This window comes from Kluyvera intermedia, assembly GCF_021440345.1.
In the GTDB taxonomy this organism is placed as follows: domain Bacteria; phylum Pseudomonadota; class Gammaproteobacteria; order Enterobacterales; family Enterobacteriaceae; genus Kluyvera; species Kluyvera intermedia_A.
Genome location: NZ_JAKCNS010000094.1, coordinates 14859 through 27211, shown reverse-complemented (window position 1 = coordinate 27211; position 12353 = coordinate 14859). Strand labels below are relative to the sequence as shown.

At 50.5% G+C, this 12353-nt stretch carries 7 protein-coding genes; 1 reads left to right on the top strand and 6 read right to left on the bottom strand.

Going from position 1 to position 12353, the window contains the following annotated elements:
- The coding region (locus LZ634_RS20155) for a hypothetical protein (RefSeq protein ID WP_320673658.1) at positions 1–1269 on the top strand (1269 nt) is incomplete at its 5' end.
- Between the two features lies 1 nt (position 1270).
- Here the strand turns inward: LZ634_RS20155 and LZ634_RS20150 are convergent.
- From LZ634_RS20150 to dnaG, 6 genes are all read right to left on the bottom strand, one after another.
- The gene (locus LZ634_RS20150; RefSeq protein WP_234508377.1) at positions 1271–2515 is read right to left on the bottom strand and encodes a capsule biosynthesis protein; all 1245 of its coding nucleotides are present in this window, start codon (positions 2513–2515) and stop codon (positions 1271–1273) included.
- 29 nt (positions 2516–2544) lie between these two features.
- On the bottom strand, positions 2545–4569 hold the full coding sequence (locus LZ634_RS20145) for a capsular polysaccharide biosynthesis protein (RefSeq protein WP_234508375.1): 2025 nt from the start codon (positions 4567–4569) through the stop codon (positions 2545–2547).
- 111 nt (positions 4570–4680) lie between these two features.
- Positions 4681–6354 carry a polysaccharide biosynthesis/export family protein gene (locus LZ634_RS20140; protein ID WP_071681890.1) on the bottom strand — a complete coding sequence of 558 codons (1674 nt, stop codon included), beginning with the start codon at positions 6352–6354 and terminating at the stop codon, positions 4681–4683.
- 25 nt (positions 6355–6379) lie between these two features.
- Complete coding sequence (locus LZ634_RS20135) at positions 6380–7531, bottom strand: capsule biosynthesis protein (RefSeq protein WP_234508373.1); 1152 nt, start codon at positions 7529–7531, stop codon at positions 6380–6382.
- Between the two features lie 886 nt (positions 7532–8417).
- Positions 8418–10262, bottom strand: a complete 1845-nt coding sequence (gene rpoD / locus LZ634_RS20130) for an RNA polymerase sigma factor RpoD (protein WP_234508372.1) — start codon at positions 10260–10262, stop codon at positions 8418–8420.
- 278 nt (positions 10263–10540) lie between these two features.
- Positions 10541–12286, bottom strand: coding sequence for a DNA primase (dnaG, locus tag LZ634_RS20125; protein WP_234508370.1), 1746 nt, complete (start codon positions 12284–12286; stop codon positions 10541–10543).
- Positions 12287–12353 lie beyond the last annotated feature (67 nt).

Below are 12353 nucleotides of genomic sequence, written 5' to 3'. Positions count from 1 at the left end.
ATAATGAATGAAACCCTAGATGTCTTTGCCAACATAAAGTTTAAACAATCAGATGAATCTATCAGAGCTGTCTTGGTTGTAAATGATGAAGAGATTCCCGTTTCTGGAAAAAAAGGTAAGTGGTTCACTAATATTCCTATGAATAATGGTGATGTTTTTTCATTAAAAGCAAATCCTGACGAAGTAAAACTTATATTTTGCAAAGGGAAGGTATACCACCCGGACCAACTCGCTTTTGATGAAAAATATGGTATTGAAGAGTATCATTCTGGGAAGGGTAACATTTACTACTCATTAAGTGGTGAAACAGTTGAACCAAGTAAAATACTTGTCACTTTCCCTGGGGTAAGTAATTTTGATAATATTAATTATCGCCTCAGTGCTATGACTTCACTTCAATCTAGATTAAAGAACGTACTGATTGTTGCGTTTCAGGATAAAGAGAGCGTCTTTGGTAATTATATGTTTAAAACTACTTCTGGTGATTTAATAAAACCAGTGGTTTCCGAATTCATAAATAAGCTCATTGAGAAATATAATATAAATACATCCGATGTGATTTTCTATGGGAATTCAAAAGGTGGGAGCATTGCTATTGATTATATAGATATATTTCAGGATTCCATTTTTTTTATTGATATCCCGCAACTTGAATTATATGATTATGATGCTCAGAATGCACTTATGAGGTTTAGCCTTGGTGTTGATGTAAGAAAGCATTATAGTTTTTCTGAGTATTTGCCATCTATAAAAAATAAAAATGTTACGTATTCATTTGCAGAAAACGATTTTGATAATACTCGAGGGATTCCTCTAAAGTCATATTCTGGCATGAATGTTGCTATGTTAAAGGATATGGAGCATTCTGGCTCAGCTATGGAGCTTGTAAAACGGCAATTTAGCAAAGTGATTCAATTAGTGACTGGGCAGCCTGCTGTTGTAAGAAATGCAATTGATGTAAAGTTATTACTTGATGGAAATAAGCTATATATAACGCGGGTTCTTGGCTCATTTGATGATGAAAAAAAGATAAATAAAGTCTACGCAGAAATTGAATTTTTCAATGAAACTTCATCATATTCAGTATCGTTGAATAAAAGATTTGATAAATTGTTGGTTTCATACTGGAAAAATGGGTTTGATGTCCAACTTCATTTACCTGAAGGCTCATTTGATCTTAAACTTCATATCTATTACGATTATCGAGAGTTTATTTATCCTATAAATAATCGTATTACCCTTAAAAATGGTGATGTCGAAATTTTTTAACTTATTGTTGCTGGGACTGAGAAATTATCACTGTAGCTTTTTGATATTTTTCAGTTTCAGCAATTTTCAGTCCTCCACCATAATACACCGCATTCACCTGGGTATTTGCCAACAAGTACCCACGGAACTTCTTAAACAGTTTCATATCCGGTTTAAACCCCGCCGTCCAGAACTGGTGCAGGTGCCCTTGATACGTCAGGCCTTTCATGTCGTACAGGGCATTGCCCATCACCTTCAGCGGTTTGTTGTGAATCAACGCTGAAATCCCCGCCGTACTGTTAATCGTCACCACTGCTTTGCTGTGCGTTAATAACTCCGGCATTGACAGATCGTGCACGTAAATCACCCGGTTTTTCACACCATACTTTTTGCTCAGTCGTTTGATAAGCGGGCCGTACAGACGGTGGCCGCGATCCATCGGATGATGCTTAATCACCAGAAACTCACTCATCGGCGCTTTGCGTGAGAACGAGAACATCACGTCGTTGATATAATCGCGAACGTCGTTATAGGGACTGTGATTGCGGATCTGGCTGTCGTTATAAACCTGTAGGATCGCCAGATAATAGCGCTGATCCAGCGTGGTTTGCAGCTTGCCGAGAACTTTGCGCTGCTTGAAACCATACCAGTGTTTACGCCACCAGGCGCGGGTCCAGCAGCGGGCCTCGTACCAGGGGGAGAACGATTTGTGGTGACGGTAGGCTGGAAACTCATGACGCGAGCGCCAGCTCACCAGATAATACCAGCAGGCGTGGGCATAACGTTTACCGCTGGATGGCTTCAGAGGCTGAACCTGCGGGGGTGGCATATCAGGCAGTGCGCGATAAAAGTCAGGATCTCGTGGCAGAGGTGAGAAGGCGTTAACGCCATCTTCCTCAACGGTAATAAAGTGCGGTCGCAGGTACCCTTCTTCGAAGGCAAGAAAACGGATGCCTTTTGCCTTCGCCCATGCGCGAGCGGCCTGATGAAGTGGGCGGCAGTCGCCGAAGCAAAGAATCGTATCGAAAGGGTAGGACTGCCAGGTTTCTTTTAACCAGCCAGGGAACTCCTGCGGAGTCTGCTGATAGGTCAGGTGGTTACGCTGGCGACAGTAAAAACGGTCACCACCGTTGAAAACCACGTTAACAGCCTCGCGCTCCAGCGTTTCCAGCCAGTTTGCAACGTCGTTAAAGAATGGCCCCATCGGCCCCTGTAGCAGCAGGTATTTTTTACCTGCCAGCAGTTTTTTTACGGTCGCGTTATGCATCATTTTCCCTTGCATCTTTGTCGACGGCGTCAGCCGAATCGCACTTTGTAAAACATCTGCAACTTTCGATATTGCCTGGCAAGGCGACCAATACTCTTTTGGCTCACCTTCATCTCGCCACGTGGCGCGTTGCGTAGCCACTGCACCGCCTCTTCAACCGCCATCGGCTCCAGCCGTTGCGGATGAATGTAGGTCGGGTAGGCGACAAGCGCCTGCCACACCAAATCAGTAAGACTCAGCCGGCGAGTTCGGCGGTCGGTGTGGTGTTCGTCATGGGTCAGCCCCCATCCGGCGTAAAATGGCAGGCCATAGCAGAACACTTTCTTACCATGTAGCAGCGCCTCAAAACCCGAGAGCGACGTCATGGTATGCAGCTCATCGGCGTGTTGAATGCACTGAATAATATCGGCATCCAGAGCCTGGCAGTCGGCCCACTTCGCCACGTCATCACCACTGACCGCGCCCTTACGGTTGCCAACCAGGACATCCGGATGCGGCTTAAAAACGATAAAGGCATCCGGGTTGCGTTCACGCACCGTGCGCAGCAGATCGCGGTTGGTATTGATGGACAGTGCGCCGGTCGCAATGGAGGCGTCATCCTCAACCTGACCGGGTACGAGCAACACACGTTTGCCCCGTGCCTGCGGCGGAAGTTGCCAATCTTCGCCGAGGTTGTATTTGCTGAGCTTATGCGCAACCAGTGAATGGCGCAGAGTATCCGCACGTTGCTGTTGGCTTAGGCTCAGCTGACTGGCATTGAGCAGATTTTCCAGGTCGCTTGGGCGCGTGGCATCGTAATAAATACCGGTTTTATCCAGCACCAGCGACAGCGGAGCGAGCAGGTCGGAGCCGAGGCCCGACGAGCGAATAAACCCATCTTCCATCCGCCATAACGGCAGCCCTTGTTGCTCTGCCTGCTGCTGCCATCGCGCTTCTCCGCGCGTCCCCCAGGCGATCAACGCCGTGGCGGTCGGGCATTGGCTGGCAAAACGAACCCGGTTATCGCTGGTCTGTAAATAAGGTTTGAGAATGGCACTTTTCCACAGACTGAGCCCTGGAGCCCATAGCGTTCCAGTACGGGTAAGGCGATGCTGGCGCTGTTGGTTCAGCCAGGCCACGACGCTTCCCAGCGTGCTCGCGCTGCCGGTCACTGGATGACGATAGTGGCTGTAGCGCAGATACGCCGCGATAAACAGCTCGACTAACGTTGCGTTGCCGCGTCGGGCGGCGAGCGTGGCAGCCTGTTGATGGCGGTCGTCGGTCAGCCCCCATCCGGCATACCAGGGTTGGCCAAAGCACGTTACCGGCTTACCCGCTAACAATGCTTCGAAGCCGTACTGGGATGTAACGACATAGACATGTTTGACGTGGCGCAGTAGCGATTGTGGGCTAACGTCTTCAGCGAACAGCCGTACCTGGGCGTTGTTTTTTAGTCCGGCGAAGTACCCGGCTTTTTTGCCACACAGCACGTCGGGGTGAACCTTGACCCAGACTTCAGCGTCCGGGTTCTCCGCGCAGGCGGTATCGAGCATCCGGCGGAAAGCATCAGCATCAGCATTGCCTTTACTGACCGAGACATCGCCAAAGGTCTGATCAACCACCAGAACGCAAGGGGCCATCGTAACCGGAGGGGAAAATGGTGGCGCCTTGTTGTATTTCGAGAGATCGCTATCGACGATAGCCTTCATCAGGTCGCGTGCTTGCTGGTGATGGCATGCGTTGCCAGCGCTATCTTTAATTAATGCTTCGAGTTCGCTGGGCGTTGAGGCATCGTAGTAGATCCCCTGGTTATCAATAACCATCGATAGCGGCGGCGCACCTTCTACACCCAGCCCCAGGGAGCGGATAAAACCGTCCTCCAGTCGAATGACCGGTAGCCCGGCCTCTGTCGCCAGCTCGACCGGCTTTTGCGCGCTCGGGCGGTAGCCCCAGACAGCCACCGCCGTCACCCCTTCCGGAATGGGCGCGCGGGTGCTTAACTTGACGCGATTACCCGGCAGTAAATTGTCGAGGAATGGAATGCGCCAAATGCCTGAGGAATAAATGCCCAGCATGTATATCTATGTCCCTAATTCGATGGGTTGGATGGTGAAAAAATATCGCCCAGGTTGTCGGGTTCGCTCCCCCTGTCTGCACAGGGAGAGCGTGAACATCAAAAGTCAGACTTAAAAATCGAGGATCACTTTCGCGGCGACCGCCAACTGGTACAGGATGGTCGAAATCCCACGCGTAACTTCGATGTTCTTGGTCTCGTAGTTCGGCAGAACCATAATTTCGTCGCCCGGTTTTAGCGATCCAGCATCGCTGGCACTCAGCGTTTCGCCGTTCTGGCGGATAACAATGATCTTCGCTTTGCTGGACTTCTGAGTCAGGCCGCCACATTTCTTGATGTAGTCATCAGCATCCATTCCTTTCTCCCAACTGACGGCGTTCGGGAACAGAACTTCCCCGTGCACCATCACCAGTGAGCTCTTCTCTGGAATGACAATAACGTCACCGTCTTCCAGTAGAACGGAATCAATATTCGCTTCGTTAAGCACGACTTCACCCTTAGGCACGACGGTACGGGCTTTAGCGACGAAACGGCTGACTAGCTGCGCTTCCTGCATGCGCAGGCGGGCTTCTTCCTGGGTGGCTGACTGGGCGGAAAGCGATGCTTGTTCCAGCTTCTGCAGCGAAACGGTTAACATCTCTTTCTGCCGCTCGGCGACCGATCTACGGTAGAGCTGAATGGCATTGAGCTGCGACATGCTGTTCGGACGAATTTGCGCTATCACCTGACGCATTGACGCGCCATATGGCAGTACTACAGCGTGCTCGCCGGAGTGAGCGCCATCAATACGCACCTGGATTGTGCCCGCATAACGATCTGAACTGATGATCAGCTTGTCGCCATCCTGCAACATGCGGCCTGCCGCGGAGCTCAGCGGGAAATACTCACTGCGCTTCATCGTGCCTTGCTGGCGGATGATGGTCATGTGGGTGGCACCCGGCTTAGGTCGCGCCCAGCTCAGGGCTTCTGTCACCGGAATGCTGCTATTGGCAAATTCGAAGTCGTAGCCGTTAAAAACGTCGCCTTCAACGCTAAAGGTGTGCTGACGTGGGCCAACGACGATGGTATCGCCATCGACAAACTGCGACAGGCCAAGCTGGCCGTTGAGCAGGAACTCATACAGATTCACGCGAGAACGTACTTTCGTGCCGCGTTTAACGATGATATCCACGTAGCTGCCGCGATCGCTGTCGACGCCGCCGGCTTTGCTCAGGTAGTTGAGCAGTGAGTCAGACGCCACGCCACCGTACAGGCCTGGGTTACGTACGTAGCCGGTGACAAAGACTTTGACTGGCTGAGCCTGTAACAAGGAGGCGTAGACGTTCACGTTAGCCTGATAGACTTCTTTGATTTTGCTTTCAACCAGGCTGTTCAGCTGGGCATTCGTCACGCCGGTAACTTTTAGCGGCCCGACGTTAGGCAGGAAAATATTGCCTTTCGGATCGACGGTCAGCGCGCCTTCAAAGTTAAAAGCACCCCACAGGCGTACCTGAATGGTGTCCCCGAGGCCGATAACATAGCTCGGGTTAAAACCGATGCTTGTGCCTCCGGCAGCACTGGTGGCGGTAAACAACTGGGCGCCGAACATGCGGCTGTTCTCGACGGCTGGTAGCGGTGATGGCGTGTCGTCAAAGCCAGAGACGACAGGTGTCTCGCCGCTTTTTCCCGAGATTATCGAGGGTAGCGGTGCCGCACCGGTAAGATTCGGATCGGCGCTGATACCGACTGCGCTGGCCGCTGCGGCCTGGCATGCCAGAATCACCAGCGCCGATTTCACTAATTTCATGGTCACTTGTATGCTCGTTTTACTTTTAATCTTTATGGTCTTCGATGACGGCAAGCAGCAGTTTCACCGTGCCGAACAGCAGGCTGCATACCAGCAGCCAACTAGCCAGTAGATAGAGTTTATTGGGATAACTGGACTCTTCAGGGAGCTGCGGTGAGCTAATCACGGACAGAACTTTTAACTTACGCGCGCTCTCAAGTCGGGTTTTCTCGATTGCCTTCAGCGCCATGCTGTAGAGGTCGGTATCAAAGGCGACACGGGCTTTGATCTCTTCAAAGTCGGCAGCCATGCTATTGAGCTTGTTGGTTCCAGGCGCGGTAATTTTGCTCTGCTCTTTGTCTATCTGCGCCTGCAATGAGTTGACTGAGTTACGGGTACTGACTACCTGCGGGGCATCTTCACGCAGATAGGTCAGCTGATTGCGCAGCTCTGCTTCCAGGTCAATTTTCTTCGCCATCAACGTATTGATTAACGTGCTGGCTGCAACGGCAGAAGCTTCCGGATCGAGGACATTGTTTTTGTTCTGGTAGGCCAGGAGCTCGGCTTTGCTGTTATCAAGGCGCAGGCGTGCCTGCTGCAATTCTTCTTGCGCAAAGTTCAATTGGTCACGGGCGATACGGTGCGACAGCTCGTTGATAAAGCGCTCAGACTCTTTCAGCACCGCCTGGTTGAAAAGCTGGGCGAACTCTGGGGTGAATCCCTGAGTCTGAATAGCCAGTAGCCCTGCTTTATCGTCGTAGGTGATGGAGATACGGTCACGATAGTAGTTAAGGAATTGTTCGGCCGTCGTGTTTTGCGCCAGATGGTTGATAAAATCCAGCCCGCTTTGGCTCCACGCATCGTGGAAATTGAGCATTTTATCCAACACACGCAGCATATCCGCCGAGTTGATGTATTCCTTCAGATAGAGGGAATCTTCCGCAGAGCTTGGGTTAGAGGCACCCAGCAACAGGCCGACGTTGAGGCTGCTGCCTTCGATATCGCTAGGACGTTTGACGGCGACCGTGGATTCGCTCATATAGCGCGGCTGGCTGAAGATCAGCAGATAGACAACCAACAACGACATAGGGGCCACAATAATGATGCGGGCGAGATGCTGCTGTATCCAGGCAAGATTGATTTTACAGGTGCGGGCACGCAGTGTGCTGACCAATTCCTTTACTTTATCTTTAAACATTTCACTTTCAACATTAAGAAGCTCTGGCGAGTACCGCCAGCGCGTGCAGATCTTTAATTGCTAACGCGGTAATAATCGAAATTCGATTTGTTTATCCCAGGGATGATGATGTGGCTTTTATGACTGAGAATAATGGCCTGCGCCTTTGCTAGCTTTTTGTGTGCTGGAGCCTGTTGAGTCGACAGTTCCATGTCCTTCTACTTACGTATAGCCCGTGTCATTTCCCTTAACCAAAGCCCTTGCGTTGGGGTGTAAAGCGGCGGATGTACCGACCAATCCGATGGAGTGAAGTCATCACTAATTCTAAAAAGGCAAAAGAACACCCTGCCTCTAAAGCACAGCTAATGTATTGATACAATCAAATGAATAATTGTGTAATTTGACGTATTTTTTATTTTGACTTTTTTTACCACAGGCTAGGTGCTTTAACAACCTCATTAGGATGATTCTTACTATTATTAATGGTGGGGTTCGCATCTTGAATAATTTTCTTGATAAATTCTGCGAGTATTTAGTCTGAGTGATGGGTAGAAAACATGGGGTGGGAACGAAATCTTATGATTTCAACGTATTGATTTTAATGTATTTAATGGTTTAAGTGTGAGCGATTGAAGCATTTTTACGAGAAGGGGATGGATTGCACTACTAACATGTGTGACTTGTTTTTTTGAAATAGTTAGGTAGATAAAATATTATTATCGCTTATAAATGGTTGAGCCTTTAATAATGAAAAAATAATGATTAATACGCAGTGTCTTTGGCGAGTTATGTGATCTCTACGTGGTTAATTCCGGTAGGGGAAATATTGATTCCGGGTGTATGAGATTGTAGACATAAAAAACGCCACCCGATAGGGTGGCGTTTTACGTTCAATTGACGAGAAATATTAATCGTCGAGGAAGCTACGCAGCACTTCAGAGCGGCTTGGGTGACGCAGTTTACGCAGCGCCTTCGCTTCGATCTGACGGATACGTTCGCGGGTTACGTCGAACTGTTTACCCACTTCTTCCAGCGTGTGATCGGTGTTCATATCGATACCGAAACGCATACGCAGAACTTTCGCTTCACGGGCGGTCAGGCCAGCAAGCACGTCGTGCGTGGCAGCACGCAGGCTCTCGGTGGTCGCAGAATCCAGCGGCAGCTCGAGGGTGGTATCCTCGATGAAATCACCCAGATGTGAATCTTCATCGTCGCCGATTGGCGTTTCCATGGAGATTGGCTCTTTGGCGATTTTCAGCACTTTACGGATTTTGTCTTCCGGCATCAGCATGCGTTCAGCCAGTTCTTCCGGCGTTGGTTCACGACCCATTTCCTGCAGCATCTGGCGGGAGATACGGTTGAGCTTGTTAATCGTCTCAATCATATGCACCGGGATACGGATGGTGCGCGCCTGGTCTGCGATAGAGCGGGTGATCGCCTGACGGATCCACCAGGTTGCATAGGTGGAGAACTTATAGCCGCGACGGTATTCAAACTTATCAACCGCTTTCATCAGGCCGATGTTACCTTCCTGAATCAGGTCAAGGAACTGCAGACCGCGGTTGGTGTATTTCTTGGCGATAGAAATAACCAGACGTAAGTTCGCTTCAACCATCTCTTTCTTCGCACGACGAGCTTTCGCTTCACCGATGGACATACGACGGTTGATGTCTTTAACCTGCTCGATGGTCAGGCCGGTTTCTTCTTCAATCTGACGCAGTTTCTGCAGACCACGGTGAACGTCATCCGCCACATCGTGCAGTTTTTCAGACCATGGTTTGTTCATTGCGATAGCCGCGTTGAACCAGGTATCGCTGGTCTCATTGCCGGTGAACAGGGTGATGAAGTTCTTTTTCGGCATTTTGCACTGCTCAACGCACATCTTCATGATGATACGTTCCTGGGTACGCACGCGGTCCATCATGGTACGCATGCTGTTAACCAGGTAGTCGAACTGTTTCGGTACCAGACGGAATTGCTTGAAGACTTCAGACAGCTTCTGGATCTCTTCCTGAGCGGCTGCGTGGCTGCGGCCCTTGGCTTTGATCGTATCGCGAGTCAGTTCGTACTGAGTACGCAGCTCACCGAATTTTTCACGCGCCAGCTCTGGGTCGATGCTGTTGTCATCGTCGCTGCTATCGTCGTCGTCGTCTTCTTCTTCATCTTCGTCGTCATCCATCTCTTCCTGAGACAGTTCGGAGCCCACGTGAGTCGCGGTTGGCGCCATGTCTTCTTCAGCGTTTGGATCGACGAAACCGGTGATAAGGTCGGACAGACGTGCTTCTTCTGCTTCAACGCGATCGTACTGTTCCAGCAGATAGGTGATTGCTTCCGGGTATTCGGCAACGGAACACTGTACCTGGTTGATCCCGTCTTCAATACGCTTGGCGATGTCGATTTCGCCTTCACGGGTCAGCAGCTCTACGGTACCCATTTCGCGCATGTACATACGCACGGGGTCAGTAGTACGCCCGATTTCAGATTCCACGCTGGACAGAACTTGTGCAGCCGCTTCTTCTGCATCTTCATCAGTGTTGTTGGAGGTTTCAGCCAGCAACAGATCATCGGCATCCGGCGCTTCTTCCATCACCTGAATGCCCATGTCGTTGATCATTTGGATGATGTCTTCGATCTGATCTGAATCGACGATATCTTCCGGCAGATGGTCATTGACCTCGGCATAGGTCAGATAGCCTTGCTCTTTACCACGTTGGACAAGAAGCTTGAGCTGTGACTGCGGGTTTTGCTCCATAAGACGGTATCCACACTTAATTCATTTGATTGGTGTCGGCCGGCGAACGAACCGCCGACATTTAATGCGAGGGCGTACTTATATTAATGCCGCTGCGCCTCGGTGCGGCTGTCGGGGGCTACCCGATAGGTATTCGGCAGTTAAGCCGTTAAATACTTTATCTTTCACGTTGTCTCTGCGTTAGCTGTATTCCCGAATCCTGGTCATGTGCTGATGTACACTCCCAGGAATTCGTTCACTTGCCGCCTTGATACAACGTGAATGATTTTGTCTTTTGTCTATTTCCTGGCCAGTTCCTGGTTCAGTGTCCAGAGTTCCCGGCGCTCTTCGCTGCTTAAACCGTGTGTGCGATCGCGAGCTATCAACTCTTCTTGTCGCAGTACAAGCAACGAATCAAACATATGGTTGAGCGAGTCGGTGAAGGTTTCTTCAGCAATATCCTTATCTGCTATATCGTCCCACATCGACAGTTTTTCAAGGGTCGCGGCTTCATTTGTCCCGCGATATTGCTCTAAAAGTTGACCAGTGGTCAGACCGGGCTGGGCTAAACAGGTATTTACCAGTTCGGAAAATAGCTTCAGGCCCGGCAATTTTTTCGGATCGAGCCCGGCGAGTGGTGGCACCCGCGGCGCGAGATCGGGGTTTTGCACCAGCAACCCTATAAGTATACGCATGGTCGTGCGTTTTAGCTGTTGAGTCGGGCGTACGACACCACTTTCTGCCTGTTTTGGCATTAAACGATCAAGCGCGGCGTCGTCGAAAATCCCTAACTTCAGCCCTAGCGTCTGGCGCAGGTGAATACGGTGCGCATCGCCTGGAACCTGACTGATAAGCGGCAAGGCCAGTGCGGCGAGCTGGGTACTACCATCTGGCGTACTCAGGTCAACCTGTGGCAGTAGGCTGTTAAATAAGAACATGGAGAGCGGTTGTGCATGCTCCATCCGTGCCTCAAAAGCCTCTTTGCCTTCTTTACGTACCAGCGTATCCGGGTCTTCACCGTCGGGCAGGAACATAAAGCGTAGCTGACGGCCGTCGGTCATGTACGGCATGGCGGTTTCTAATGCACGCCATGCAGCATCGCGCCCGGCGCGGTCGCCGTCGTAACAGCAAATCACGTTGTTTGTCGCACGAAATAGCATATGGATGTGGTCAGCCGTGGTCGAAGTGCCCAGCGAGGCAACGGCATAGTTGATACCGTATTGCGCCAGTGCGACGACATCCATATAACCTTCGACAACCAGCAGACGCGGTGGTTCAGCGTTGTGCTGCTGGGCTTCATAAAGGCCATACAGCTGGCGACCTTTATGGAAAATATCGGTTTCCGGGGAGTTCAGGTATTTCGGCGTATCGTTACCGAGTACACGGCCACCAAAACCAATTACCCGGCCTCGTTTGTCGCGAATCGGGAACATCACGCGATTGCGGAAACGGTCGTACGTTCTACCCTGGTCGTTGGTGACCAGCATTCCGGCATCGAGCAACAGCTTTCTGTTGTCGACATTTCCGCCGAAACGTTTTAATGCGTTATCCCAGCCTGGCGGTGCAAAACCAATAGCAAAACGCTGAACAATCTCGGCACTGAGGCCGCGTTGCTCCAGGTACTGGCGGGCAGGCTCGGCGTTGGGTTGGGCGAAGGATTGCTGATAAAACGCGTTCAATCCATCCATGAGCTGATAGAGATTCTGTCGTTGATGACGCTCTATTTGACTCAGGCCCGTTCCGGCTTCATACGGCACATCAAGATTGTGCATGGCCGCCAGTTCTTCAACGGTTTCAACGAACTCGAGCTTGTCGTAGTTCATTAAAAAGTCGATGGCATTACCGTGCGCGCCGCAGCCGAAGCAGTGGTAAAACTGCTTATCACCATTTACGGTGAAAGAAGGGGATTTTTCATTATGGAATGGACAGCACGCATGGTAATTCTTGCCCTGCTTTTTCAGCTTCACCCGTGCATCGATGAGATCGATGATGTCGGTGCGCGCCAGCAGGTCACTAATAAATACGCGTGGGATTCGTCCAGCCATAGGCCCCGTTTATTTTAATGACGTATAAACGAAAACAAGCCGCGCATTCCTTTCGGAAGCACGGCCT

Excerpts from the sequence above, each read along its gene's own strand:
- LZ634_RS20150 (WP_234508377.1), bottom strand. The coding sequence starts at position 2,515 with ATGCATAACGCGACCGTAAAAAAACTGCTGGCAGGTAAAAAATACCTG.
- LZ634_RS20135 (WP_234508373.1), bottom strand. The coding sequence starts at position 7,531 with ATGTTTAAAGATAAAGTAAAGGAATTGGTCAGCACACTGCGTGCCCGC.
- LZ634_RS20140 (WP_071681890.1), bottom strand. The coding sequence starts at position 6,354 with ATGAAATTAGTGAAATCGGCGCTGGTGATTCTGGCATGCCAGGCCGCA.
- rpoD (WP_234508372.1), bottom strand. The coding sequence starts at position 10,262 with ATGGAGCAAAACCCGCAGTCACAGCTCAAGCTTCTTGTCCAACGTGGT.
- dnaG (WP_234508370.1), bottom strand. The coding sequence starts at position 12,286 with ATGGCTGGACGAATCCCACGCGTATTTATTAGTGACCTGCTGGCGCGC.
- LZ634_RS20145 (WP_234508375.1), bottom strand. The coding sequence starts at position 4,569 with ATGCTGGGCATTTATTCCTCAGGCATTTGGCGCATTCCATTCCTCGAC.